Annotated in this window: 24 protein-coding genes and 2 tRNA genes; 9 read left to right on the plus strand and 17 right to left on the minus strand. The window is 64.8% G+C overall.

The window, feature by feature from the left end; all coding sequences use genetic code 11:
- Positions 1–2: 2 nt before the first annotated feature.
- The 5 genes from AC3WJE_RS02875 to AC3WJE_RS02895 all read right to left on the minus strand — a co-directional run bounded on the left by AC3WJE_RS02875 (position 3) and on the right by AC3WJE_RS02895 (position 3,339).
- Positions 3–79, minus strand: a tRNA-Pro gene (locus AC3WJE_RS02875).
- 133 nt (positions 80–212) lie between these two features.
- Positions 213–289 (minus strand) — tRNA-Pro (locus AC3WJE_RS02880).
- Between the two features lie 50 nt (positions 290–339).
- Positions 340–450 carry a cytochrome bd-I oxidase subunit CydX gene (cydX, locus tag AC3WJE_RS02885; RefSeq protein WP_493729274.1) on the minus strand — a complete coding sequence of 37 codons (111 nt, stop codon included), beginning with the start codon at positions 448–450 and terminating at the stop codon, positions 340–342.
- Positions 451–581: 131 nt separating this feature from the next.
- On the minus strand, positions 582–1,721 hold the full coding sequence (cydB, locus tag AC3WJE_RS02890) for a cytochrome d ubiquinol oxidase subunit II (RefSeq protein ID WP_493729461.1): 1,140 nt from the start codon (positions 1,719–1,721) through the stop codon (positions 582–584).
- Between the two features lie 28 nt (positions 1,722–1,749).
- The gene (locus AC3WJE_RS02895) at positions 1,750–3,339 is read right to left on the minus strand and encodes a cytochrome ubiquinol oxidase subunit I (protein ID WP_493729275.1); all 1,590 of its coding nucleotides are present in this window, start codon (positions 3,337–3,339) and stop codon (positions 1,750–1,752) included.
- Positions 3,340–3,510: 171 nt separating this feature from the next.
- Here AC3WJE_RS02895 and cydD point away from each other — a divergent pair, with 171 nt between their 5' ends.
- The 5 genes from cydD (at position 3,511) to AC3WJE_RS02920 (ending at position 10,330) form a co-directional block, all read left to right on the plus strand.
- On the plus strand, positions 3,511–5,223 hold the full coding sequence (cydD, locus tag AC3WJE_RS02900; RefSeq protein ID WP_493729276.1) for a thiol reductant ABC exporter subunit CydD: 1,713 nt from the start codon (positions 3,511–3,513) through the stop codon (positions 5,221–5,223).
- Positions 5,220–6,890 carry a thiol reductant ABC exporter subunit CydC gene (cydC, locus tag AC3WJE_RS02905; protein ID WP_493729277.1) on the plus strand — a complete coding sequence of 557 codons (1,671 nt, stop codon included), beginning with the start codon at positions 5,220–5,222 and terminating at the stop codon, positions 6,888–6,890. The genes cydD and cydC overlap by 4 nt, the downstream gene beginning before the upstream one ends.
- A 163-nt stretch (positions 6,891–7,053) precedes the next feature.
- Entirely contained in the window at positions 7,054–7,686 is a 633-nt protein-coding gene (locus tag AC3WJE_RS02910) for a hypothetical protein (RefSeq protein ID WP_493729278.1), read from the plus strand.
- Between the two features lie 17 nt (positions 7,687–7,703).
- Positions 7,704–9,317 carry an XVIPCD domain-containing protein gene (locus tag AC3WJE_RS02915; protein ID WP_493729279.1) on the plus strand — a complete coding sequence of 538 codons (1,614 nt, stop codon included), beginning with the start codon at positions 7,704–7,706 and terminating at the stop codon, positions 9,315–9,317.
- A gap of 251 nt (positions 9,318–9,568) precedes the next feature.
- Complete coding sequence (locus tag AC3WJE_RS02920; protein ID WP_493729280.1) at positions 9,569–10,330, plus strand: energy transducer TonB; 762 nt, start codon at positions 9,569–9,571, stop codon at positions 10,328–10,330.
- Positions 10,331–10,377: 47 nt separating this feature from the next.
- Here the strand turns inward: AC3WJE_RS02920 and AC3WJE_RS02925 are convergent, their stop codons facing one another.
- The gene (locus AC3WJE_RS02925; protein WP_493729281.1) at positions 10,378–11,670 is read right to left on the minus strand and encodes an MFS transporter; all 1,293 of its coding nucleotides are present in this window, start codon (positions 11,668–11,670) and stop codon (positions 10,378–10,380) included.
- Between the two features lie 82 nt (positions 11,671–11,752).
- Between AC3WJE_RS02925 and AC3WJE_RS02930 the strand changes: the two genes are divergently transcribed.
- A complete protein-coding gene (locus tag AC3WJE_RS02930) occupies positions 11,753–12,193 on the plus strand; it encodes a winged helix-turn-helix transcriptional regulator (protein WP_493729282.1) in 441 nt (146 codons plus the stop codon).
- A 10-nt stretch (positions 12,194–12,203) separates the two neighbouring features.
- On the opposite strand, the gene metX is transcribed toward AC3WJE_RS02930, so the two are convergent.
- The 10 genes from metX to ccmA form a co-directional block, all read right to left on the minus strand.
- Positions 12,204–13,334, minus strand: a complete 1,131-nt coding sequence (gene metX, locus AC3WJE_RS02935) for a homoserine O-acetyltransferase MetX (RefSeq protein WP_493729283.1) — start codon at positions 13,332–13,334, stop codon at positions 12,204–12,206.
- Between the two features lie 183 nt (positions 13,335–13,517).
- Positions 13,518–14,525 (minus strand): tetratricopeptide repeat protein, encoded by a 1,008-nt coding sequence (locus tag AC3WJE_RS02940; RefSeq protein WP_493729284.1) that lies wholly within the window; start codon positions 14,523–14,525, stop codon positions 13,518–13,520.
- Positions 14,519–14,950, minus strand: coding sequence for a cytochrome c-type biogenesis protein (locus AC3WJE_RS02945; RefSeq protein WP_493729285.1), 432 nt, complete (start codon positions 14,948–14,950; stop codon positions 14,519–14,521). The genes AC3WJE_RS02940 and AC3WJE_RS02945 overlap by 7 nt, the downstream gene beginning before the upstream one ends.
- Positions 14,947–15,552: a DsbE family thiol:disulfide interchange protein gene (locus AC3WJE_RS02950; protein ID WP_493729286.1), complete on the minus strand. Its 606-nt coding sequence runs from the start codon at positions 15,550–15,552 to the stop codon at positions 14,947–14,949. The genes AC3WJE_RS02945 and AC3WJE_RS02950 overlap by 4 nt, the downstream gene beginning before the upstream one ends.
- Positions 15,552–17,486 carry a heme lyase CcmF/NrfE family subunit gene (locus tag AC3WJE_RS02955; protein ID WP_493729287.1) on the minus strand — a complete coding sequence of 645 codons (1,935 nt, stop codon included), beginning with the start codon at positions 17,484–17,486 and terminating at the stop codon, positions 15,552–15,554. Before AC3WJE_RS02955 ends, AC3WJE_RS02950 begins: the two co-directional genes overlap by 1 nt.
- 123 nt (positions 17,487–17,609) lie before the next feature.
- The gene (ccmE, locus tag AC3WJE_RS02960) at positions 17,610–18,062 is read right to left on the minus strand and encodes a cytochrome c maturation protein CcmE (protein WP_493729288.1); all 453 of its coding nucleotides are present in this window, start codon (positions 18,060–18,062) and stop codon (positions 17,610–17,612) included.
- Positions 18,059–18,232: a heme exporter protein CcmD gene (gene ccmD / locus AC3WJE_RS02965; protein ID WP_493729289.1), complete on the minus strand. Its 174-nt coding sequence runs from the start codon at positions 18,230–18,232 to the stop codon at positions 18,059–18,061. Before ccmD ends, ccmE begins: the two co-directional genes overlap by 4 nt.
- Positions 18,229–18,978 (minus strand): heme ABC transporter permease, encoded by a 750-nt coding sequence (locus AC3WJE_RS02970; RefSeq protein WP_493729290.1) that lies wholly within the window; start codon positions 18,976–18,978, stop codon positions 18,229–18,231. The genes ccmD and AC3WJE_RS02970 overlap by 4 nt, the downstream gene beginning before the upstream one ends.
- A 35-nt stretch (positions 18,979–19,013) precedes the next feature.
- The gene (gene ccmB, locus AC3WJE_RS02975) at positions 19,014–19,709 is read right to left on the minus strand and encodes a heme exporter protein CcmB (RefSeq protein ID WP_493729291.1); all 696 of its coding nucleotides are present in this window, start codon (positions 19,707–19,709) and stop codon (positions 19,014–19,016) included.
- On the minus strand, positions 19,706–20,350 hold the full coding sequence (gene ccmA / locus AC3WJE_RS02980; RefSeq protein ID WP_493729292.1) for a heme ABC exporter ATP-binding protein CcmA: 645 nt from the start codon (positions 20,348–20,350) through the stop codon (positions 19,706–19,708). Before ccmA ends, ccmB begins: the two co-directional genes overlap by 4 nt.
- A gap of 306 nt (positions 20,351–20,656) precedes the next feature.
- Between ccmA and AC3WJE_RS02985 the strand changes: the two genes are divergently transcribed.
- On the plus strand, positions 20,657–21,805 hold the full coding sequence (locus AC3WJE_RS02985; RefSeq protein ID WP_493729293.1) for a pyridoxal phosphate-dependent aminotransferase: 1,149 nt from the start codon (positions 20,657–20,659) through the stop codon (positions 21,803–21,805).
- Between the two features lie 115 nt (positions 21,806–21,920).
- Positions 21,921–22,724 (plus strand): amidohydrolase, encoded by an 804-nt coding sequence (locus AC3WJE_RS02990; protein ID WP_493729294.1) that lies wholly within the window; start codon positions 21,921–21,923, stop codon positions 22,722–22,724.
- Between the two features lie 192 nt (positions 22,725–22,916).
- Here AC3WJE_RS02990 and AC3WJE_RS02995 read toward each other — a convergent pair whose 3' ends face one another.
- The gene (locus AC3WJE_RS02995) at positions 22,917–23,702 is read right to left on the minus strand and encodes a glutaminyl-peptide cyclotransferase (protein WP_493729295.1); all 786 of its coding nucleotides are present in this window, start codon (positions 23,700–23,702) and stop codon (positions 22,917–22,919) included.
- A gap of 163 nt (positions 23,703–23,865) precedes the next feature.
- On the opposite strand from AC3WJE_RS02995, the gene AC3WJE_RS03000 reads away from it, so the two are divergent.
- The gene (locus AC3WJE_RS03000) at positions 23,866–24,300 is read left to right on the plus strand and encodes a hypothetical protein (RefSeq protein ID WP_493729296.1); all 435 of its coding nucleotides are present in this window, start codon (positions 23,866–23,868) and stop codon (positions 24,298–24,300) included.
- The last annotated feature ends 28 nt before the right edge of the window (positions 24,301–24,328 follow it).

Consider the following 24,328-nt stretch of genomic DNA (forward strand, 5'->3'; position numbering starts at 1 on the left):
ACTGGTCGGGGAGACAGGATTCGAACCTGCGACCTCTACGTCCCGAACGTAGCGCTCTACCAGACTGAGCTACACCCCGAATGAGCCGCGCATGATACCGGCCTGGCGCGGCTTCGGCAAGAGCCCCGGTGAACCGGAGGCCTTGCAAGGCGGGGGAGGCCTGGATGCCGGAAAAACCAAGGGCCGGCTTGCGCCGGCCCTTGGCCTGAAACTGGTCGGGGAGACAGGATTCGAACCTGCGACCTCTACGTCCCGAACGTAGCGCTCTACCAGACTGAGCTACACCCCGCGGTGGCCGCACATGATGAGGGATCGCTCATGGCACGGCAAGTCTTGCTTTCAGCGTTTTTCATCGGACGCATCGTCTTCGCGCATCTCGAACCACATGCCGTTGAGCACGGCGGCCAGTGCGGCCAGGCCGGTCCCCAGGATCCAGGCGAAATACCACATATTTTTTGCTCCTTTGGGCAGGTCCCTCTGCAAGAGCCCACACGTCCGTGTGCGGGGATTCAACGGTGCAGGTCCCTTTGCAAGAGCCCGCACATCCATGTGCGGGGATTCAAATAAGGAAAACCGGGCAATCAGTAGGCGTTGGGGTTGCGGTCCATCTCGTCGGCGGTGACCTTGCCTTTCAGTACCCGGTAGACCCAGGTGGTGTAGGCAATGATGATCGGCAGGAACAGTGCGGTGACCAGCAGCATGATCCACAGCGTCAGGTGGCTGCTGGAGGCGTCCCAAACCGTGAGGCTGGAAGCCGGGACAGTGGAGGAGGGCAGCAGGAACGGGAAGATTGCAAAACCCACGGTCAGGATGATGCCGGCGATCGCCGCACCCGAGGCGATGAAGGCCAATCCACCGCGGCGCATGCGCAGCAACGCCGCGCTGGCCAGCAACCCGAGCAGGCCCACGGCCGGGGCGAGGAGCGTGGCCGGCATCGTGCTGTAGTTGTGCAGCCAGCCGCCGGCGGCGCCGATGGCGACGGTCTTGAGCAGCGGATTGCTGTCCAGGTCGGTCGCCAGCGCCGAGGTGACCGCATAGCCCGGTAGCCAGGTGGCGATCAGCACGCCGCCCAGCGCGAACAGCAGGAAGGCGACGATCGCGGCGACGCTACCGTACTTTGAAGCGCGTTCGGCGACCGGGCCATCGGTCTTCAACACCAGCATCGCCGCGCCATGCGCCACCAGCATCGCCACGCTGAGCAGGCCGGCGAGCAGCGCGAACGGTGTCAGCAGCCCGAAGAACGAACCGGTGTAGAACACCCGCATGCTGTTGTCGAAGTGGAACGGCACACCCAGCAGCACGTTGCCCACTGCCACGCCCATGATCAGCGCCGGGACGAAGCCGCCGACGAACAAGGCCCGATCCCAGTTGTCACGCCAGCGCTGGCTGGGCATCTTGCTGCGGAACTTGAAACCGACCGGGCGCAGGATCAGGGCGAACAGAATGACGAACATCGCCAGATAGAAGCCGGAAAAACTCGCTGCATACAGTGGTGGCCACGCCGCGAAGATCGCGCCGCCGCCCAGGATCAACCAGACCTGATTGCCTTCCCAGACCGGACCGATGGTGTTGATCACCAGCCTGCGTTCGGCATCGTTGCGCGCCACGAATGGCAGCAGCGCGCCCACGCCGAGATCGAAGCCGTCCATCACGGCAAAGCCGATCAGCAGGATGCCGAGCAGCAACCACCAGATCAGCCGCAGGGTGGTGTAGTCGAGCAGTACGAAATCCATGATGTGTTCTCCTGCCTTACGACTGGCCGCCGGCCAGCGTTTGGGGTGTGAGAGGGGCAGGCGATGGATGCACGATCAGCGGCGGTGCCAGTTCGTCGGGGCCCTTGCGGATCGACTTCACCATCAACTTGATCTCGATCACCAGCAGCACGGTGTACAGCGCGACGAAGCCGCACAGCGACAGCAGGATCTGATGCAGGGCCAGGCCCGAGGCGGCGTAGAACGTCGGCAGAACGCCTTCCACCGCCCAAGGCTGGCGGCCGTACTCGGCCACGAACCAGCCGCATTCGATCGCGATCCACGGCGCCGGCAGTGTCCACACCGCCAGTCTGAGGAACCAGCGCTTGCTCTCGAAGTTGTGCTTGCAGGAGAACCAGAACGCGAGCACGAAGAAGCCGATCAGGTAGAAGCCCAGGCCGGCCATCACCCGGAACGCCCAGAACAACGGCAATACGCGCGGCACCGTATCCATCGCCGCCTGTGCGATCTGTTCGGGCGTGGCGTTGAGGATGTCCTCGCGATAGCGCTTGAGCAGCAGTCCATGCCCCAGATCCTGCCAATGGCGCTCGAACACCTCGCGTGCGGCCACATCATTGCGGTCGGCACGCAGCCGTTCCAGCGCACCGTAGGCGATCTGGCCGCCGCGCACGCGATGTTCGGCGCGCTCCACCAGTTCGAGGATGCCGGGGATCGGCGTATCGAGCGAGCGTGTCGCGATCAGGCCCATCAGATAGGGGATCTTGATCGCGTAGTCGTTCTGGTGGGTCTGCTGGTTCGGAATGCCGAAGGCAGTGAAGTCTGCCGGTGCGCGTTCGGTTTCCCACATCGCCTCGATCGCGGCCAGTTTCATCTTCTGATGTTCGTTGGCCGTGTAGCCGCTCTCATCGCCCAGCACGACCACCGACAGCGCCGACAGCAGGCCGAATGCGGAAGCCACCGCGAACGAGCGCCGGGCTATATCGCGGTACTTGCCACGCAACAGATAGAGCGCGCTGATCGACATCACGAACACCGCGCCGGTGACATAGCCGGCGCTGACCGTATGCACGAACTTGGCCTGCGCGACCGGGTTGAACAGCACTGCCATGAAGTCGACCACTTCCATGCGCATCGTGTCCGGGTTGAACACCGCGCCGGTGGGGTTCTGCATCCAGCCGTTGGCGATCAGGATCCACAGCGCCGACAGGTTGGTGCCCAGCGCCATCAGCCAGGTGATGGTGAGGTGTTGCACGCGCGACAGGCGGTTCCAGCCGAAGAAGAACAGGCCGACGAAGGTCGCCTCCAGGAAGAACGCCATCAGCCCTTCGATCGCCAGCGGCGCGCCGAACACGTCGCCGACATAGTGGCTGTAGTAGGACCAGCTCATGCCGAACTGGAACTCCATCACCACGCCGGTACCGACGCCCATCGCGAAGTTGATGCCGAACAGCGCCCCCCAGAACACCGTCATCCGGCGCCAGACATCGCGTCCGGTCATGACGTAGACGCTCTCCATGATCGCGATCATGAGAGACAGCCCGAGCGTCAATGGAACGAAGAGGAAGTGATACATCGCGGTCAGTGCGAACTGCAACCGTGACAGTTCTACGACGGTCGAGTCGATCATGGCGGGGCCATCTCGTTGAGTTTTCGGGAGCTTGTGATGTGATCGGGGCGGATGGTGCGCTCGGTATCGGATTGGAACAATGCGACGATTTGCCTCATCTCCGATGATGGGCCGCAGGTCGCGCCTGCCGACTACAATCGACGACCACCCGTACTGCCTGACGAGGGTGATTTGAGCGACATCGCGGCAACTTCCAGCGATACACCCGAACTGTGTCGACGACGCGTGAAATGGCTGGCGTCACTGGCTGGCGGCGCCCGGCGGGCCGATGCCGGGGCTGCGGCGGCAATCGGTGCATCCGGCGTGCTGCTGGTGATACAGGCGGCGGCGATCGCATGGCTGGTGCATGCCGCGTTCGAGCTGCATCGGCCAGTAGCCACGCTCTGGCCGGGCTTCCTTGCGCTGGCCGCCGTGCTCGCGGTGCGGCTCGGGCTGCAATCGGCCGCGCAGCTGCTGGCGGGACGAGTGGCTGACACCGCACGTCTGGCGCTACGTGGTTGGGTCTATCGCCAGGTAATGGAGCGCGGCCCGTTGTGGCTGCGGCAACGCCGTGTCGGCGAGCTGGGTGAATTGCTGCTCGCGCATGCCGATGCGCTGGAGGGCTATTACACCGGCTATCGACTGGCGCGCGTCGAGGTCGCGGTGGTGCCGTTGGCGATCCTGCTCGCGGTGGTCTGCGTCGATCGCGTGGTGCCGGTGATCCTGCTCGGCACCGCGCCGCTGATTCCTGTGTTCATGATGCTGGTGGGTTGGGGCGCCGAAGCCGCCGGCCGCGCGCAATTGGCCGAGCTGGCGCGCATGGGCGGGCATTTCGCCGATCGGCTCAAGGGGCTGGGATTGCTGCGCGTGTATGGCTGCGGTGAAGCCGAGCTGGCCGGCATCGAGACCGCCGCCGAAGGCGTGCGTCAGCGCACGCTCAAGGTGTTGCGGATCGCGTTCATGTCTTCGACCACACTGGAGTTCTTCGCTTCGGTGAGCGTGGCGATGGTGGCGTTGTATCTGGGCCTGGGTTATCTGGGGATGATCCCCTTGGCCGGCGCAGGTTCGCTGGGCGTCGGTGTGTTCTGCCTGCTGCTGGCCCCGGAGTTCCATGGGCCGATGCGACGGTTGGCCGCGCATTACCACGACCGTGCCAATGCGCTTGCGGCGGTTGCGGAAGTGGAGCGGCTGATCGGTGCGTCCGACACGTCGATGGCGGCGGACGACACGGCTCCGGCACGTGTGCTGGAAGTCGCCGAGCAGCATGCGCCGCTGTTGGAACTGCGGCATGTCATGCTGCGACCGATTGGCGCACCCGCTGCCGTGCTGCATGACGTGTCGCTTGCCTTGCAACCGGGACAGCGATTGGCACTGGTCGGCCCGAGTGGCAGCGGCAAGAGCACCCTGTTGGAAGTGATGGCTGGCTGGTTACCGCCAGAGCAGGGGCGTGCGCTGCTGCGGCCGGGCATGAAGGTCGGCTACGCCGGGCAACGCCCCTACCTGTTTCACGGCAGCATCGCCGACAACCTGCGCCTGGCGGATCCACAGGCCACGCGCGCTCGCTTGCAGGCGGTTGCGGAGGTCGCGCAGGTGATGCGTTTCGCCGAACACCTGCCGGACGGGTTGGACACCGTGATCGGCGAGCGTGGCTTCGGTCTATCCGGTGGCGAGGCACGACGCATTGCGCTGGCGCGACTGCTGTTGCGCGATCCGGATCTGTTGCTGCTCGACGAACCCACCGCCTTTCTGGATCCGGAGACAGAAGCCGACTTGCTGCACGCGCTGGCCGCCTACGCGCGTGGACGTGCAGTGGTGGTCGCAACGCACGGTGATGCCGCGATGGCTTGGGCGGATGTGGTGTATCGCCTGCCGTCGCAGCATGCCGATGCGGAGGGTGGGGCATGAGTCCGCCACGTGATGACCTCATTGATGTGTTCCTCCGCCACCGTCGTCGGCTGTTGCTTTCGGCGCTGCTGATGCTGGTGACGATGCTGGCCGGGGTAGCGCTGCTGGGCGTGTCTGGCGGCTTCCTGACCGCGGCGGCATTGGCCGGTGTGGCGGGTGGTGTGGCCGGTTTCAACTTCTTCTCGCCGTCTGCCGGCATTCGTGCATTGACCTTCGTGCGGATCGCCTCGCGCTACGGCGAGAAGTTGATCGGACACGACGCCACCCTTCGCATCGCTCGCGACCTGCGGGTGTGGTTTTTCCGCCGTGCCTTGCCGCTGGCGCCGGCCCGGTTGTCGGCCAGCCGCGTTGGCGAATTGATGGCGCGGTTGATGTCGGACATCGGTGAGGTTGACGGACTGACGGTGCGTGCGTTGGCACCGCTGACGGCACTGCTCGGTATCGGCGTAGTGGGTGTGGTGGCGGCCGCATTGATCTACGGACCGGCGGCGGTGTTGATCGCAACGACGGGATTGGCGATCGGCCTGCTGGTGCCATCACAGGTCGCGCGTGGCGCGCAGGCACGCGAACAGCTGCGCGCGACGCAGCGCACCGAGTTGCGCACGCTGGCGTTCGAGGGGCTCGAAGGCGCGGCCGACCTGCGCGCGGTGCAGGCCGAGCCGGATTGGATCGCACGTGTGGCACAAGCTGCCGAACAGGTGGCGCAAGGAGATCGCCGTCAGCGTCGTCGGCTTGTCGCGGGTAACGCACTGCATCTGGCCTGTGGTGGCATCGGCTTGCTGGCGATGCTGTATCTGGCGTTGTCGGCGGCCGAGCAGCGCGTGATCGCGCCGGAAATGGCGGCGGCGCTGGTATTCCTGATGCTGGCGTTGCTGGAAGTGTCAGCCGGCGCCGGTTTGGCCTGGCAGGCGCTGCAATCCGGGCGCGTCGCCGCGCAGCGATTACAGACGATCGTGGAACAGCCGGTCAGCGTGGTCGATCCGGCGATATCGACCGCACCACCGACACGCGGTGAGATCCGCTTCGAGAATGTGCGTTTCGCCTGGTCCGGGAGCGGGCGCGTGCTGCTGGATGGTCTGGATCTGCGTGTCGTGCCTGGTGAGCGCATCCTCATCAGCGGCGATAGCGGCTGTGGCAAGACGACCCTGTCCTCGCTGCTGTTGCGTCTGTGGGATCCGTCGGAAGGGCGGGTGAGTTACGGCGGCGTCGACCTGCGCGAGATGGCACAGGCAGCGTGGCATCGCTGCATTGCCTGGTTGCCGCAGAACGCGCCGGTGTTCGCCGGTACCCTGCGCGAGAACCTCGCCATCGGTGATCCGCAGGCCGACGAAGCTGCGATGTGGTCGGTGCTGGAGCAGGTCCGAATGCATGAATGGGCGCAGCATCAAGGTGGCCTGGATGCCTGGATCGGCGAAAACGGCGCCACGATGTCCGCCGGTCAGGCGCGCCGTCTGGCGCTGGCCCGTGCGCTGCTACGCAACACCCCGGTGATGCTGCTCGACGAGCCCACCGAAGGTCTCGACGTCGATACCGCACATGCGCTGCTGCGCGATCTGGCGCAGGCACTGGGTGAACGCACGCTGGTGATGATCAGCCATGACGAACTGCCTGAAGGTGTGGTGCACCGGCGCTATCGGATGCAGGACGGGAAGCTTCACGCACTGTGAACCGCCGTCACAGCTGTGTAGCTGGCTTTCGTCAAAGATTTGACAGTCGGATTGCTCCATTCGACACTCGCGAAAGCGCTTGTTCGTCCTGCAGTGGAACGAGATGCGGACGGCCACGGCATGGGCCGTGGTATCGGTTGTTTTATGGATCAAGGAGAGATTGATGTCTTTCGGCATGCTTCGCGCCATGCTCGTTGTGGTCGCCGGTGCGACGCTGGCAGCCTGTGCCCATTCCACCCCCGTCAGCAAGGAGCCCACCATGACGGCCACCACCGCATCCACTTCCACCGTTCCCATCGAGCCTGTCAAACAGTGGCCACTTAAGTTCAAGCGGCATAGTTTTGGCGTGTATTGCTATGACACCTATGGCTGTAAGGTCTGGTATGCAAATACCTGGCAGGCCTTGAGGGGGGAGGCCAAACTGCAGCCCCCTTCGGACAGCTATGGTCCTGATTATCAGAGGAACTGGAGTGGCACCCATATTGATATCAGAAATTTCCCTCCGCCGGCACAGGTCACATGGCGTTCGAAGGATGGGCAATCACACGAGGCTCTAATCGATATTGGAGAGATATTCAAGGATGAATTGATCAGGCATAACCTGTCTCGTGAAGAAATGGCGGATGTGCCAAATGGGAGATATGAGTTTGATCCGGCCATCTTGATGGAGGTGAACGATCGTACGATTCGGATCTATATGCGCGCCTTCATTTCGACGAAGCACCTGCAGAAGCCCGGTAATCCCGAGAGTAACTTTCGCAATGATTTGATCCTGATCAAAACCTTTACCTACTGAGCACAAGGAGTGATGCCGTGGGCGAATTGTTCAAGGGTGGTACGTCTCGTCCCGTGACGAATGAGGAGCTGGGACTCTATGAGCAGTCTCAAGCACAGCAGGCAAGGCACCTAGTTCCAATACTTCAGCGAGCTGAAAATAATCATGAATATATGTTTGTTGCCATGTTCGATGGAACTGGGCAGGATGCTAATAATCAAAGGCAACTGCCCTCCAATGTGGGTGTTCTGAAAGCGCAGATTGAAGAAATTGGGCAAAATCCTGATTTGCGAATTGGTTATAAGTATGTTGAAGGCATTGGTACCCAAGCGAACCCATTGACACGCACTTTGGATGGCGCTCTTGCCTATACCTGGGACGACAAGATCGAGAAGGCATATACGGGGCTTGTTCAGCAGGCAAAAATTTGGCGAGAGCAAGATCCAGACGCCGAGATTCGTATCGCTGAAGTCGGTTATAGCCGCGGTGCTGTTCTCGCGCCAGGATTCGCCAGGTTGGTTGATCAGTACGGTATTGCCCGCCCGGACGGCCTGAGCTTCGGCCGCGACGCCCAAGGCAACATCACCGTCCAGAGTCCACACCCACCGCTGGTGCCACCGGGCGAAGTCGCACAGGCGATGGGGTTGTTCGACCCGGTCGGAACCAACATGCCGAAGAACTACGATGCCCGGCTGCCGCCATCGGTCATCAGTGCCTTCTCGATGATGGCGGCGAACGAGCAGCGCAAGGTATTTCCGCACGAGACCATCGTGGCTCCGGCGTTGAGCGCGGATGCGCGCTTCCTCAATGTTCCGGTGCCGGGTGGACACTCCAACGTGGGCGGTGGCAACGGCGAAGGCGGCCTGGAAGCTTTGGCCTTCAACCAGATGGCCGATTATCTGAACGGCCTGCGCGATGCACCTTTGTTCGAGCACCGCTCGCTGCCCGATGACCCATCGCAGTACACCGTCTATCAAGCGCGTGGCGCAACTGCGTTGCCGGGGCTGGACCACGACGGGCAACGCGATCTGCGCGAAGAACTGGCGAACTGCAAGATCGTCGATCCGTGTCGTGATGCGGAACCGATGAACCAGGACTTGGCCGGAAAGTTCGAGTATCGGAGTCTGCAGCCGTCAGCCCACGTGCCGGAATTCCTGACGGCGCATACGCTGCAGGCGCCGAATGATCCGGTAGATCGACGTGTATCGCCAGAGGATCCCGCGCACCCGGATCACAGCATGTTGGAGCAGATCAGGCAGGGTGTGCGCGATATAGACACGGCCCACGGCAGGAGCTACGACGAGACCAGCGAGCGCCTGAGTCGCAGCCTGCTGGCCGCCAGCAAAGACAATCGCGAGCTGTATCCCGGCCGTAAGGTTCCACTGGCGGGCAATGCACTGGAACGTGTCGATCATGTGCTGCTCGGCAAGGACGGCCGGTTCGCCTTCGCGGTGCAGGGTGATCCAAGTGATCCCGCGCACAAGCGCGCTGCGGTGGATGTCGAGCAAGCGGTGCATACACCGCTGGAGCAATCCGATACGAAGCTGGAAGCCGCGAATCAGGTGATCTCGCAGGAGTTGCAGCAGACCCGAGAACAAGCGCTACAGCAACAGCAGGCAGATAGATCGGTCGCGCCGGCGATGTCACTGTGATTTTCCTGCGACCAGTGTTAAGCACGAGCCTGTAGAGCGTCGAAGAACCTTCGTGCCGCCGCTAAAACCATGGAGGATGATCAACCCGATGTGCCGCAAGCCGGTGTTGTGCAGCCGCGAAATCGCACGCAGCTTTGGAAAGCTGTAGCAGCACAGCGAGGCGGTGCGCGCTTGCCCCACAGCCTGCCCTGGGCGAAGATCGCGGTCTATTCGATAGGGAGTTGTCGATGATGACTAGGTACGGAATCGCCATGGCTTGCGGTCTACTGGCCGGCGCGACTACTGCGGTAGCGGGTGCTGAAGAGGCGAAGGTCGCCGCGTTCAATACTCAGGTGCAGGTGGAGATCGCGGCCGATGGCCAGGCGCATGCGACCAGCATCGATCGGCGGCTGCCGGATGCCTTGCGCGGGCCGATCGAGCGCCAGGTCGAGAAGTGGCGTTTCGCGCCACCGCAGGTGAATGGTCATGCCGTTGCAGCGACGACATATGTCCGCTTGACGGCTTGTCTTGTGCCTTCCGAGGGTGACGCGATGCGATTGGCGGTTGCCTACAGTGGCCATGGCCCCGGTTCGGATCCAAATCCTGAGTTCCTGGCGCCCCGCTATCCGGTCGCTGCTCTTCGTGGAGGTGTTTCGGCGAACCTGCAGTTGCAGTACGTGGTGCAGGGCGACGGCAAAGCAGTGTTGGAGAAAGTCGACTTCGATTCGCCGATCAGTTCGGCTGCACGTCGCGGGTTCGAGGATTCGGCGCGGCAGTGGCTGAAGGGGCAGCGTTTCAAACCCGAATCGATCGATGGCACACAAGTGGCCACGCGAATGCAGATGCCGATGAACTTCAGTATCGGAACGCCGCTTGCCTCTATGAATCAAGCTGAGCGCGAAGTACGGAAGATGCGTGAGCACTACATGGCCGAGCAGGCATTGTCGCCAGCTTGTATCGCAGCGAGTGGCCAATTGCCTTCCAGCGAGGAATTCGCGCTGGACTCGCGGATAGAGGTGGATCCGCGCGGTTGATGCCGTGTGGACCAACTCATCTCAGGATGTGTCGAGGAACTTCCCGATCAGGGCGAATCCACGCGATTAAGCCCGGGCCGGGTGTGCACATCATGCCTGTGTGATGGTCGGGCAGCCGGCATCCAGCGTCGGCTGGCTGCCCAGAACGACAACGCCAGCAGACTGACGGTCGAACCCAGAAGGCACACGCCATTCCAGCCGGCATGGGCGTAAGCGAACGTGGCACCGATGGCGCCCAGGCCGCTGCCGACTGCGTAGAACAGCATGTACAGGCCGATCATCCGGCCGGAGGCTTCCGGGCGCGCGTCGAGGATCATGCTCTGGTTGGTGACATGAAGTGCCTGTCCGCCCAGGTCGAGCACCACGATGCCGATGATCAGTGCCCATAGCGAAACATGCAGGGCGGACAGCGGCCACCAGGCCAGCAGCAAGGCGGCCAGTGCCAGCAGGCTGGTGCGCTGTCCAAGTCCCAGGTCGGCCAGGCGTCCGGCACGCGTGGCGGCCAGTGCACCGGCTGCGCCTGCCAGGCCAAACGCGCCGATCATCGTGTGCGAATAGCGATAGGGCGGTGCGCTCAGCACCAGCGTCAATGCACTCCAGAAAATGTTGAATGCGGCAAACATCAGCAACGCCAGCATGCCGCGGATCTGCAGCGTGCGTTCCGTGCGCAGCAACGTGAACATCGAGCCCAGCAGCGCCGGATACCGGGGCGTGTTCGCCTGCGCGGTGGGGGATGGAAGTCTGCGCCACAGCAGGTAGGTGAATCCAAGTTGGATCACCGCCGCGCAGAGATAGACCCCGCGCCATCCGAATGGGGCGCTGACAGCGCCAGCGAACACCCGGGCCAACAGCAGGCCGACGAATACGCCGCCCTGGGCGGCTCCGACCACCGCTCCGCGTTCGGAGGGTGCGGCGATACTTGCGGCGTAGGCGATCAGGCCTTGAGTCATCGCAGTGCCGAGCAGGCCGACGCTGAGCATGCCGATCACCAGGGTCGGCAAGAGCCTGGCGTACCCGACCAGCACCAATGCACCGACCAGTCCCAGCGATTGCACGATCATCAGCGACCGGCGGTCGAACCGATCACCCAGGGGGACCACGAGTAGCAACGCCAACGCACATCCCGCCTGGGTTGCGGTGACCACCGCGCCGACGAAGGCGGCATCAATGGCGAAGTCACGGGCCAGCGTATCCAGCAGCGGTTGCGCGTAGTAGACGTTTGCCACGCTCACCCCGCATGCGAGGGCGAACAGAAGCCGCAGGCTCCTGGGCAGGTGCTGATGTGACGTGGGCGTTTCGGTGGTGATCGATGGCGCGGTAGAGGGGCGAGGCTTGTTCATTACAATGTGGTTTCATAATGAAACTTGATGCATCCTGAGGTTTCTGGTTTTAAAATGCAACCAGTGTCCATGAGTCCTGTCCATGCCCCGTCCATCCGCGAGTCGTGAAACCTGTCCTGTCGCCCGGTCGCTTGAACTGATTGGCGACCACTGGTCGTTGCTGGTCGTCCGTGACGCCTTCGATGGAGTCCGTCGCTTCGGTGATTTCCAGCGCAGCCTGGGCGCGGCGCGCAACATCCTTTCCGATCGCCTGCGGCGATTGGTGGAGGGCGGCATCCTGGAGACGCAGCCGGCTTCCGATGGATCGGCTTATCAGGAGTACGTGCTGACGGAACGCGGCAAGCGCCTGTTCCCGCTATTGGTGGCGTTGCGGCAGTGGGGCGAGCAGGAGCTGTTCGCGCGTGGCGAACGCCACTCGGTGCTGGTCGATGGCCGGAATGGGCACGCGGTGGAGCTGATGATCCCCATGGCATCGGACGGGAGCCCGCTCCCATCCGGTGCCGCAGTGGTGAAAAAACCCTGAGGTTCGTCGCTTACGAACCGGAGTCGATTTGAAGCGCATCCAGGAACTTGCGCACCGCTGGCCCGAAGCGATCGAAATCGACTAGGAACGCGTCATGTCCCTGTGGCGAGTCCAGGCCAATGAACTGCGCATCGGCACCGCCCCGGCGCAGGCCTTCGGCGATCTGTTCCTGCTGCTGTACCGGGAACAGGATGTCGGTGTTGGCGCCGATCGCCAGCGCCTTGCCGACCTTGATCCTGGCCAGCCCGGCCAGCGCGTCGCCGTTGGCGTATTCGGCCAGGTCGAACCAGTCCATCGAGCGGCTCAGGTACAGATAGCAGTTCGGGTCGAAGAAGCGCACGAAGCGGCGCGCGTGGCCTTCCAGGTAACTTTCGACCTGGAATTCCAGGCCAAACGGATCCTCGTCGGCCTGGTCCGAATCCAGCCGCACGCGCCCGAAACGGCCGTCCCATTCCAGTGCCGAGCGGTAGGTGATGACGCCCAGCTTGCGTGCCATGCGCATGCCGTTCTCGGGATAGCGCGATTCGTTGTAGTCGCCACCGTTCCAGTCCGGGTCCAGGCGGATCGCCTCGCGTTGCAGCGAGCGGATCGCGATCGAGAACGGCAGTGCCTGCGCACTGCCGGAGATGTTGATGTGGCTGCGGGCGATGCCAGGGTGGTGCAGCAACAGCGCCAGTGCGGTCATGCCGCCCATCGAGTTGCCGATCAGGCAGGCCAGTTGTTCGATGCCGAGCGCATGCACCACCGAAGCGGCGGCATCGGCGATGTCTTCGATCGACAGTTCCGGAAAGACCAGGCGATAAAGCTCGCCCGTGTCCGGATTGATCGAGGCCGGCCCGGTCGAGCCCTTGCAGGCGCCGAGCGAGTTCACGCAGACCACGAACCAGCGATCGGTATCGATCGGTTTGCCAGGACCGAGCATCGCCTCCCACCAGCCGTTTTCGGGGTTGCCGGCGTTGCGTGCGGCATGCGCGTTCGGCGACAGGCCGGTGACGATCAGGATCGCGTTGCCGCGCTGGGCATCGGGTTCGCCCCAGGTTTCGTAGGCGATGCGCGCGCCATGCAGCTCGCCGCCGCGCTTCATCGGGAAGGGTGAGGGCAGGGCGTGGAACTGGCTTGCGGGCGGGATGAATTCGGTCATCCGGGGATTCTAGCCAAGCTTGGCATTGCAATTACCGTCGTTGCCGGCACGCGGTGTCGTATCGGCGATGGGATGTTCTGCCTGCGAAGCAGATCGTAGGAGCGGCGTCAGCCGCGATGGAGCCTTCCTGGAACGGCCTCATCGCGGCTGACACCGCTCCTACAAGTTAGTCAGCCAAGTTAGTCAGCGGCCACCGATGACCAACTCGACTGGCGTCTCGCGCGGCAGTTTTACCCGCACCGGCACCGATTCGATATCACCGTCCTCGCGCATCGCGTTGCCGCTCGCGGACAGGCGCGCGAACACTTCGACTTCGCTCAGCGCCGACAGCTTCTGGGTCGGCATCGGGCTGTCGCCATCGTCGAGCGTCACCGTCAGCGGCAGCTCCTGCAGCGCGTGTTTTTCGACCGCGACCGGCATCGGTGGGCCGCCGGGGATGCGCGCGATCACGAACACGCTGGCATCGCCGCGCAGGCGCACGCGTGCGGCGAAGTCCGGGTCAAGTGCGACTTTGACCGTGAGGGTTGTTTGCGCGGGAGCAGGGGAATCCAGTGGTGGCTCGCCGGCTTCACCGCGTGCCAGGTTGATCTGTTCGAGCAGGCTGGCGCGGGTACCGGCATCCACTTCCGACAGCAGCGGTTGCCAGGTCTGCGCTGATTGCGCCGGCTGTCCGGCCTGACGCTGCGCCACGCCCAGGAACCAGCGTGCGCGCTGGTGGGTCGGCTGCAGCACGAGCGCGCGTTCGAGCAGTTGCACAGCGGTGGCGTCCAGGCGCTGGTCCGGCGCAGCCAGCATGCGCGACTGCGCTGCGGCCACCATCACTTCCGGTTGATCGGGCGCGAGTTCAAGCGCATGTGCGAATGCATCGCGTGCCTCGGTAAATTTCTGTTGACTGATCAGCGAGCGTCCCAGCAGCAGCCAGCCTTCGACCTGGTTGGGATCGCGCTGGAGGGCCGCGCGCAGTTGCACGATGGCTTCATCAAGACTGCGCGGCTGCGACTCGGCCTGCGTAGGAGCATCCAATGCCGCCGGTGTACCAACGATGCGGTACAGCGCGAAGCTGGCCACGCCCAGCAACACCACGCCGGTCAGCACCACGCCTCGCGACTGGCGCCACAACGGTCGCAACACGGCGCCGAGCGCTGCGATCGTCAATACGGCGGCAATGGTGGCGAACAGGGGCGTCACCATTCCTGATCGTCGCCAGCAAGCGGCACGCGGCCATCGCGATGCCGCCGGAGCATGCGCAGCACGATCATCACGCCGATCAACAGCAGCGCCAGCGGGCCGAACCACAGCAGCCAGGTACGCTGCTCCAACTGCGGGCGATACAGCACGAATTCGCCATAGCGCTCGACCAGGAACTGCTTGATCTGTGCGTCGCTGCGGCCGCGTTGCATCAGGTCGAGCACTTCGCGGCGCAGATCGTGGGCGATCTGCGCGTTGGAGTCGGCCAGCGACTGGTTCTGGCACTGCACGCAGCGCAGCTCGGCGGTCAATGCGTGGAAGCGCGCCTCTTCGGCGGCACTGCGATAGTGCAGCGGCGTGGGATCGCCTAGCGGTTCGGCGAAGGCCGGCGCGGCCAGCAGCACCAGCAGCAGCCAGAGCTTCTTCATTGCGCGGCGTTCAACGTGTGCGGCGGCGGTGCGGCGCTGCGTTCGGCCTTCTGCAGTGCCGGCAGCAACTGTTTCTGGATCACCTCGTCGGTGAGCGCGCCGCTGTACTTCCAGCGCACGATGCCGCTGCCGTCGACCAGGAAGGTCTCCGGCGCGGCGGCCACGCCCCAGTCGATCGCGGTGCGGCCTTCCGGGTCGGCCAACACCAGGAAGAACGGATTGCCGAGCTGCTCCAGCCAGTGCAGCGCGTCTTCGCGGTCATCCTTCCAGTTGTAGCCGATCACGCGCACGCGCTTGCTCAGCGCGAACCGGGTCAACACCGGGTGCTCGACCCGGCAGGCGGGACACCAACTGCCCCAGACGTTGAGCACATAGGGCGCGCCGAGCAGGTCGCGGGCGTGCGCGCGGACGCCGGGATCGTGCAGCAGCGGCAGGTCGAAATCGGGCGCAGGCTTGCCGATCAGTGCCGACGGCAGCGCATCGCGATCGGCATCGCCGGAACGCTTCACCGCGTACACCAGCAGCGCGGCCATCGCCACGAACAGCAGTACGCCGGCGACGATCGCAACAGTCGGCAGGCGACGGGAATTCGTATGGGGCATCAGGATTTCTCCGGGGTACGGCGGAAGCGCCGGTCGGCAGCAGTGACGAATCCGCCCAGCGCCATCAGCAGTGCGCCCAGCCAGATCCAGCGCACGAACGGCTTGAGGTGGGCGCGCACCGCCCAGGCATCGTTGCCCAGTGGTTCGCCGAGCGCAACGTAGATGTCGCCGAACAGGCCGGGATGGATGCCGGTCTCGGTCATGACCTGGCCGCCACTGGCGTAGCGGCGCTTCTCCGGGTGCAGCGTGGTGATCAGGCGGTCGTTGCTCAAGACGCTGAGCGTGGCGCGATCGGATAAATAGTTCGGCCCCTGTTTCTCATCGAGATGGTCGAAGCGCAGCTCGTAGCGCCCCAGCGACAGCGACTGGCCGGGAGCAAGCGCGACCTCGCGCTGTACGCTCAACGATTCCACCAGCAGTGCACCGGCCAGGAACACGGCGATGCCGACATGAGCCAGACACATGCCGAGCATCTCGGCAGTGAAGCGGCGGCCCTGCGCCTGCCAGCGGCTGGCAACAAACCGTAGCGTGCCGAGCACTACCCAGGCTGCGCCGAGTACACCGAACGCCGCCTTGAGCTTGCCCTGTGGCGCCACGAACCACGCCAACCCAGCGGCGACCACGGCCAGCAGCGCCCATGGCAGCAGCATCGCCAGCGGACGCGAGGCTTGCTCGCGCTGCCAGCGCGTCAGCGGACCGAACGGCACCAAGGCCACCAGTGGCGCCATCAGCAACACGAACAGCGTGCCGAAGTACGGCGGTCCCACCGAGAGCTTGCCCAGATTCAACGCATCGGCCAGCAGCGGATACAGCGTGCCCAGCAGCACCATCGCGCAGGCGCAGCTCAGCAGCAGGTTGTTGAGCAGCAGCAGGGTTTCGCGCGAATAGCCGGCAAACGGCGCGCGTGCCGCGCTGTTCGGGCTTTCCAGGCGTGGCGCGCGCAGCACGTACAGCAGCAGCGAACCGCCCACCACCAGCAGCAGGAAGATCAGGATGAACAACCCGCGCGAGGGATCGGCGGCGAAGGCGTGCACGCTGGTCAGCACGCCCGAGCGCACCAGGAAGGTGCCGAGCAACGACAGTGCGAACGCGGCGATCGCCAGCAGCAGCGTCCAACCGGCGAAGCTGCCGCGCTTCTCGGTCACCGCCTGCGAGTGCAGCAGCGCGGTACCTGCCAGCCACGGCATGAAGCTGGCGTTCTCGACCGGATCCCAGAACCACCAGCCGCCCCAGCCCAGCTCGTAATAGGCCCACCAGCTGCCGAGCGCGATGCCGATCGTCAGGAAACCCCAGGCGATGTTGGTCCACGGCCGTGTCCAGCGCAGCCACTGTGTATCGATGCGACCTTCCAGCAATGCGGCGATCGCGAATGCGAACGGCACCACGAAGCCGACATAGCCGGTATAGAGCATCGGCGGATGCACGATCAGCCCCGGATCCTGCAGCAGCGGATTGAGGTCGCCACCTTCCGCAGGGGCGGGCAGCAGCCGTGCGAACGGATTGGAGGTGAACAGCAGGAAGGCGAGGAAGCCGAGACTGACGATCGCCATCACGCCGAGCACCCGTGCGATCACGCGCTCGGGCAAGTGGCGCGAAGCCAGTGCCACTGCTGCGGTCCACAGCGCGAGCACCAGCGTCCACAGCAGCAGCGAGCCCTCGTGCGCACCCCACACTGCCGAGTAGCGGTATGCCAGCGGCAGCAGCGAGTTGGAATTCTCGGCGACGTAGCGCACCGAGAAGTCCTGCACCACGAAGGCATGCGTCAGCACCGCGAAAGCACCGGCCACCAGCGCCAGCTGTGCGAACGCGGCGGGACGCGCCACCGCCATCCACGCCGAGTTGCCCCGCTGTGCCCCGGCCAGCGGCAGCACCGCCTGCAGCAGTACGACCAGCAGAGCGAGGATGAGGAAGACTTGACCTAGTTCAGGGAGCATGGCGGGACCGGGGACTCGGGACCGGGGACCCGGGAAAATCAAATGCCAAAGCGGCCGCAATACCGCGAACTCCGCTTTTCCGGGTCCCCGGTCCCGGGTCCCGGGTCCCGGCCTCACAGAGCCTCACTGCATCCCCTCCACCACCTGATGCTTCTTATGCGCCGCGCCCATCTTGTCGGCCACTTCCTTGGGCATGTAGGTCTCATCGTGCTTGGCCAGCACGTCCTCGGCGACGAACACCCCGTCCTGCATGCGGCCGGTGGCGATCACCGCCTGACCCTCGCGGAACAGGTCCGGCAGGATCCGGTCGTAGCTGACCAACAATTGCCCATCACCATCGGTGACCCGGAAATGCGCCTGCAGCGAACCTGCCGCACGCTGGAACGAGCCCTTCTCGACCATGCCGCCAAGCCGGAAGCGGGCATGGGCCCCGGCCTCGCCGCGCAGTACTTCGGACGGGGTATAGAGGTAGGCGACATTGCGCTGCAGCGCCATCGCCACCAGCGTGGTGGTCAGCCCGCCGGCGAACACCAGCGCCAGCACCCACAGCAGGCGCTTGCGCCGCACCGGGTTCACCGCACCAGCTCCGCATCGCGGGGCGTGGCGGCCTTGTCGCGCTGGCGCTGACGGCGGGTCCTGGCCTGGCGCAGCGCGCGCCGGATCTGCCAGCGCGCCGCCAGGAAGTCCCAGGCCAGCACCAGCACGAACACCGCATAGGCGGCGATGACATAGGGCAGGTAGTTCATGCGCGCTCCTCGGCCAGCTTGCCAACCCAGTCCTTGCCGGCCTCGCGGCGCAGGTTGTCGGCGCGGGCGCGCACCAGCAGCGAGCCGGCGAACCAGAACTTGGTGGCGAACACCATCAGCCACAGCGGCGCCAGCATGCTCGGGTCCATGCTCGATTCGCCGAACAGGCGGATGGTCTGGCCCTGGTGCAGCGAGTTCCACCACACCACCGAATAGCGGATCACCGGCAGCAGCGCCACGCCGACGATCGCCAGCAGCCCGGCCGCGCGAGCGGCGTTGCGGTGGTCGTCGATCACCTGGTACAGGCCGATCACGCCCAGGTACAGGAACAACAGGATCAGCTCGGTGGTCAGGCGCGGGTCCCAGTCCCACCAGGTGCCCCACATCGGCTTGCCCCAGAGGCTGCCGGTCAACAAGGTGATGAGGGTGAAGGCGGCGCCGATCGGCGCACAGGCCATCGCCAGGATCTCGCACAGCTTGATCCGCCAGATCAGCGCGATCGCTGCGTACAGCGCCATCAGCCCGAACACGAACAGGCTCATCCAGGCACTGGGCACGTGGATGTAGAGGATGCGGAAGCTGTCGCCCTGCTGGTAATCGGCCGGCACCACGAACAGCGCCTGCCACAGGCCGAACCCGCACAGCACCAGCGCGGCGGCATAGCACCACGGCGCCCAGCGCCTGGCGAAGCGATCGAAGTGCGGGGGCGAGCCGAGTTGGTGGAACCAGCGGACGACAGGATTCATGCGATGGCGATGGGCTCTCGTTTCAGAAGTTCCGGTCAACTCAGCGAGATGCGGATCGCGGCTGCCGCGGCCAGTGGCGCCAGCACCAGCCCTGCGACCAGCCCCGCACCCAGCAACAACAACGCACCCACCGCATCCAGTCCCTGCGCGCTGGCGGCGACACTGCCGGCGCCGAACACAAGTACCGGTACATACAGCGGCAACGCCAACAACGCAACGAGAATACCAGAGCGTTTCATGGTGACCGTCAGTGCGGCCACCACCGCGCCCAGCAGACTCAGCAGCGGCGTTCCCAGCGCCAACGATGCCAGCAGCATCGGCAATTGGTCATGCGGCAGGTGCAGCAATTCGCCCAGCAGCGGCGCGGCCACGATCAGCGGCAACGCGCTGGTGGCCCAGTGCAGCAGCACGCGCACCAGGATCAGCCAGGCCAGCGGCACCGGCGCGAGCAGCCATTGCTCCATCGAGCCATCCTCGACGTCGCCACGGAACAGCGAGTCCAGCGACAGCAGCCCGGCCAGCAGCACCGCCAGCCACATCACCGCTGGCGCGGCCTGTCCCAGCAGATCCGGACGGGTGCCCAGGCCGAGCGCGAACAGCACCACGATCAGCAGCGCGAACAGCACCGGCTGCAGCGCATCGCCGCGACGGCGCCACAGCAGCCGCAGGTCGCGGGTGACCAGCGCCCGCGTGGCGTGCCACAACGACGGAGTGGGCGAGGGCACGCTCATGCCTGCTCTCCCAGCACCAGCATGCGGGTGCGTACCGGCGGCGCGGCATAGGCGCCATGGGTGGTCACCAGTGCGCCGCCACCGCCGCGCAGGTGTGCGGAAATCATCCGGTTGACCAGGTTGATGCCGTCCAGGTCGAGGTTGGCGTAGGGCTCGTCGAGCAGCCACAGCGGTGCTGGCGACAGCCACAGTCGTGCCAGCGCCAGACGCTTCTTCTGTCCGGCCGAGAGCTGCCGCACCGGCGTGTCCTCATAGCCGGCCAGGCCGACGATCGCCAGCGCGCTGCCGGGCATCTGCTTGGCGCGACGGCCATGCAGACCACACAGGAAGTGCAGGTTCTCCAGCGTGGTCAGGTCGGCTTTCAGGCCCGGCAGGTGGCCGAGATAGGCGATGAAGCGGCTGCGGTCGCCACGTCGGGCGGGGCGGCCATCGATCTCGATCCGGCCCGATTCCATATGCAGCAGACCTGCCAGCAGGCGCAGCAGCGTGGTCTTGCCGGCGCCGTTGTCGCCCTGCACCAGCAACGCTTCGCCAGTATCGACATGGAAATCGACCGGGCCGAACACCGGCTCTTCATTACGAGTGAAGGCCAGCGCATGCGCGGCGAGCAGGGGCGGCGCGGAGTACAGCGGATCGGTCATCGGGGAGCGGCGCCAGGCAGGCGTGGAGGCGGGCGGCATTGTAGCCGGGACTCGGGTTCGGGGACTTGGACTGGACGGGCGAAAGGCCGCCTCGGAAACAATGCTGTTGTGGGAGGGACTTCAGTCCCGACGGGCTTTACCGGCTTTCTTGTCGGGGCTGAAGCCCCTCCCACAAAAAACCGAAGCAGGAACATCCCAAGAACTTGACCAAGCAGCGAAGCCTGATGATGTTTCTCCCGAATCCCGAATCCCGAATCCCGACTTTTAAGTAAACTCGCGCCTCCCCCCGATGCACCGGACCGCGCGATGCCCCTGACGACCAAGCTGCCCAAGGTAGGCACCACCATCTTCACCGTGATGTCGCAGTTGGCGGCCGAGCACGGTGCGGTCAACCTCGGTCAGGGCTTCCCGGACTTCGCCGTGCCGCCGCGCCTGATCGACGAACTCGACAAGGCGATGCGCGCCGGCCACAACCAGTACCCGCCGATGACCGGCGTGGCACCGCTGCGCCAGGCCATCGCCGGCAAGGCACTGCGCTGCTACGGCGCGCAGGTCGATGCCGACACCGAGATCACCGTGACCAGCGGCGCCACCGAGGCGATCTTCAACGCGATCCATGCGGTGGTGCGCCCGGGCGAGGAAGTGGTCGTGCTCGACCCGGCCTACGACTGCTACGAGCCGGCGATCGATCTGGCCGGCGCGCGCGCCGTGCATGTGCCGCTGGACCCGCAGACCTTCGCCCCGGACTGGGACAAGGTGCGTGCGGCGATCACACCCAAGACCCGGCTGCTGATGATCAACAGCCCGCACAACCCGTCAGGCGCGATGTTCTCTGCCGACGACATGCGCGCGTTGGCCGAGCTGCTGCACGGCACCGACATCTTCCTGATCTCCGACGAGGTCTACGAGCACATCGTGTTCGACGGCCGCCGTCACGAGTCGGTGCTGCGCTGGCCGGAACTGCGCGAGCGCGCCTTCGTCATCTCCAGCTTCGGCAAGACCTACCACTGCACCGGCTGGAAGATCGGTTACGCGATCGCGCCGCCGGCGCTGACCGCCGAGTTCCGCAAGGTCCACCAGTACAATACCTTCGCGACCTTCGCCCCGGCCCAGCATGCCTTCGCCGCGATGGTGCGCGACGAGCCGGAGCACGACGAGCAGCTTGGCGCGTTCTACCAGGCCAAACGCGACCGTTTCCGCGAGCAGTTGCTGACCACCCGGCTCAAGCCGCTGCCGGTGCCGGGCGGCTACTTCCAGTTGGTGGACTACTCGGCGGTCAGCGACCTGCCGGACACCGAGTTCGTGAAGTGGCTGACCATCGAGAAGGGCGTCGCCGCGATTCCGCTGTCGCCGTTCTACGAGACCCCGCCGGCAGGCCAGCGTCTGGCACGGCTGTGCTTTGCCAAGAACGAAGCGACGCTGGATGCGGCGATCGAGCGGCTGCAGAAACTTTGAGTTGAAACTGCTCCTCTGTGGGAGGGGCTTCAGCCCCGACGGACTTTCCCGGTAAAGCTCGTCGGGGCTGAAGCCCCTCCCACAGAGGAGCGAAGCACCGATCCGAGGACCCCTCATGCAAGATTTGCGTATTTCCCTAGTCCAGGGCGCCACCCGCTGGCACGATCCGGCCGGCAACCGTGAGTACTACGGCGCGCTGCTGGCACCGTTGGCTGGGGTGACCGATCTGGTGATCCTGCCGGAGACCTTCACCAGCGGCTTCTCCAACGATGCGATCGATCGCGCCGAAGGCATGGAGGGCCCGACCGTGGCCTGGATCCGCGAGCAGGCGGCCCGGCTGGGTGCGGCGATCACCGGCAGCGTGCAACTGCGCACCTCCGAAGGCGTGTTCAACCGGCTGCTGTTCGCCACACCCGATGGCGCACTGTCCCACTACGACAAGCGTCACCTGTTCCGCTACGCCAACGAGCACAAGCGCTACGCGGCCGGCCGCGACCGGCTGACGGTGGAGTGGAAGGGCTGGCGGATCAATCCGCAGGTCTGCTACGACCTGCGCTTCCCGGTGTTCTGCCGCAATCGCTTCGATGTGGAGCGTCCCGGGCAGTTGGATTTCGACCTGCAGATCTTCGTCGCCAACTGGCCGTCCGCGCGCGCCTACCCATGGAAGACGCTGCTGCGCGCACGCGCGATCGAGAACCTGTGCTACGTCGCCGCGGTCAACCGGGTCGGCGTGGACGGCAACGAGCTGCACTATGCCGGCGACAGCGCGGTGATCGATTTCCTCGGCCAGCCGCAACTGGAAATCCGCGAGCGCGAGCAGGTGGTGACCACCACGATTTCGGCCGCAGCGCTGGCCCAGCACCGCGAGCGCTTCCCGGCGATGCTGGATGCCGACACGTTTGAACTGACCGAGTCCTAAGGCTATATCGCCATTTGCTTCACGCAGGAGCGGCTTCAGCCGCGATAGGGCTTTCCCGGCGATGTTTGAGTCCGGTGCTGTTGTTGTTGCTTCAAACAGTGCGTTGGAAACGCCGCCGGGAGAGCTCAGCCGCGGCTGAAGCCGCTCCTGCGGTGGCTGCGGCAGCGTGCTGTTTCGCATGACCCGGCGATATCAGCGTCCGGCGTTGGGCTTGGCCAACCGAATCTCGTACAACGTCGGCCAGCGCTTGCCGGTGACGAACAGGCGGTCGCGATCGGCGTCATAGGCGATGCCGTTGAGCACGTCGTTGTTCGGGTCGGTCAACGTTTCGGGAGCGGGTACCAGCGCGCTGAGGTCGATCCAGGCGATCACCTTGCCGCTGGCCGGATCGATCCGGGCAATACGATTGGTCAGCCACACATTGGCGAAGATCTCGCCCTTCACCCATTCCAGTTCGTTGAGGTTGCGCAGCGGCTTGCCGTCCGCGGTGACCTCGATCGTGCCGACCTGCTGCAGGGTGTCCGGGTCGAGCCGACGGATGGTGGCGCTGCCATCGCTCATGTACAGGGTGTTGCCGTCGCTGGTAAGCGCCCAGCCCTCGCCTGGATAGGCGAAACGCGCGCGTGGCTTGAACGTCGCCAGGTCATAGACAAAGCCCTGCTGGTTGCGCCAGGTCAGCTGCACGAGCTTGTCGTGCCAGATCACGATGCCTTCGCCGTAGTAGGGCGGCGGTGTATCGAGGCGTTGCAGCACCCGGCCGGTGTCCAGATCGACCTTGCGCACGCTGGAATAGCCGATCTCGCCGGTGCTCTCGTACAGATGACCGTCGTGATAGAGCAGGCCCTCGGTATAGGCGGCGCTGTCGTGTGGATAGGTCCGGACCACGCGGTAGCCCTGGACCGGGATGGGGGCGGCATCCTGCGCGGCGGCCAGGGCCGGCGCGGCGAATGCGAGGAAGAGGAGGGCGATATGTTTCATCGCTGGCGATGATCACATGCTGCGCGCCGCTGCGGCAGCCCGGGCGTGGAGCGATGTCGCATCGCTGATCGCTGAACGGAACCACGTCACAGGCGCGAGTGTGCTCGCGGTGCTGACGCCTGCACTGCTAATCTCGCGGCCGTCTTCACACAGGAAGCCACCCGTGACAAAAACCTTGAGCCTGATCGCGCTGCTGGCTGCAGCCTCGCTGGCCCCGCAGGCACATGCGCAGGGCAATATCGACTGCGAATTGCGCTTCAACCTGTCCGGCTGGTCACTCTTCTACAAGACCGCCAGCGGCAACGGCACCATCACCTGCGACAACGGCGCCAGCATTCCGGTGCGGATTACCGCCAAGGGTGGCGGCCTGACGGTGGGTAAATCGAAGATCGTCAATGGCAAGGGCAAGTTCACCGGTGCCTACAGCCTCAATGACCTGATCGGCACTTATGGTGGTGCGGAAGTGCACGCCGGTGCATCCAAGTCGAGCAACGCACAGGTGGTGACCAAGGGCGATATCTCGCTGGCCTTGGCCGGAACCGGCGAGGGGTGGGATCTGGGCGTGGGCTTCGGCAATTTTGTGATTGCGCGTCGCTGAGTTGGATGACTCCGCTGGGGTTGCCTGT

Source organism: Pseudomonas sp. GW821-FHT07E12 (assembly GCF_058986605.1).

Excerpts from the sequence above, each read along its gene's own strand:
- cydX (WP_493729274.1), bottom strand. The coding sequence starts at position 450 with ATGTGGTATTTCGCCTGGATCCTGGGGACCGGCCTGGCCGCACTGGCC.
- AC3WJE_RS02895 (WP_493729275.1), bottom strand. The coding sequence starts at position 3,339 with ATGATCGACTCGACCGTCGTAGAACTGTCACGGTTGCAGTTCGCACTG.
- cydC (WP_493729277.1), top strand. The coding sequence starts at position 5,220 with ATGAGTCCGCCACGTGATGACCTCATTGATGTGTTCCTCCGCCACCGT.
- AC3WJE_RS02910 (WP_493729278.1), top strand. The coding sequence starts at position 7,054 with ATGTCTTTCGGCATGCTTCGCGCCATGCTCGTTGTGGTCGCCGGTGCG.
- AC3WJE_RS02920 (WP_493729280.1), top strand. The coding sequence starts at position 9,569 with ATGGCTTGCGGTCTACTGGCCGGCGCGACTACTGCGGTAGCGGGTGCT.
- AC3WJE_RS02925 (WP_493729281.1), bottom strand. The coding sequence starts at position 11,670 with ATGAACAAGCCTCGCCCCTCTACCGCGCCATCGATCACCACCGAAACG.
- AC3WJE_RS02930 (WP_493729282.1), top strand. The coding sequence starts at position 11,753 with ATGCCCCGTCCATCCGCGAGTCGTGAAACCTGTCCTGTCGCCCGGTCG.
- metX (WP_493729283.1), bottom strand. The coding sequence starts at position 13,334 with ATGACCGAATTCATCCCGCCCGCAAGCCAGTTCCACGCCCTGCCCTCA.
- AC3WJE_RS02940 (WP_493729284.1), bottom strand. The coding sequence starts at position 14,525 with ATGGTGACGCCCCTGTTCGCCACCATTGCCGCCGTATTGACGATCGCA.
- AC3WJE_RS02945 (WP_493729285.1), bottom strand. The coding sequence starts at position 14,950 with ATGAAGAAGCTCTGGCTGCTGCTGGTGCTGCTGGCCGCGCCGGCCTTC.
- AC3WJE_RS02950 (WP_493729286.1), bottom strand. The coding sequence starts at position 15,552 with ATGCCCCATACGAATTCCCGTCGCCTGCCGACTGTTGCGATCGTCGCC.
- AC3WJE_RS02955 (WP_493729287.1), bottom strand. The coding sequence starts at position 17,486 with ATGCTCCCTGAACTAGGTCAAGTCTTCCTCATCCTCGCTCTGCTGGTC.
- ccmD (WP_493729289.1), bottom strand. The coding sequence starts at position 18,232 with ATGAACTACCTGCCCTATGTCATCGCCGCCTATGCGGTGTTCGTGCTG.
- AC3WJE_RS02970 (WP_493729290.1), bottom strand. The coding sequence starts at position 18,978 with ATGAATCCTGTCGTCCGCTGGTTCCACCAACTCGGCTCGCCCCCGCAC.
- ccmB (WP_493729291.1), bottom strand. The coding sequence starts at position 19,709 with ATGAGCGTGCCCTCGCCCACTCCGTCGTTGTGGCACGCCACGCGGGCG.
- ccmA (WP_493729292.1), bottom strand. The coding sequence starts at position 20,350 with ATGACCGATCCGCTGTACTCCGCGCCGCCCCTGCTCGCCGCGCATGCG.
- AC3WJE_RS02985 (WP_493729293.1), top strand. The coding sequence starts at position 20,657 with ATGCCCCTGACGACCAAGCTGCCCAAGGTAGGCACCACCATCTTCACC.
- AC3WJE_RS02990 (WP_493729294.1), top strand. The coding sequence starts at position 21,921 with ATGCAAGATTTGCGTATTTCCCTAGTCCAGGGCGCCACCCGCTGGCAC.
- AC3WJE_RS02995 (WP_493729295.1), bottom strand. The coding sequence starts at position 23,702 with ATGAAACATATCGCCCTCCTCTTCCTCGCATTCGCCGCGCCGGCCCTG.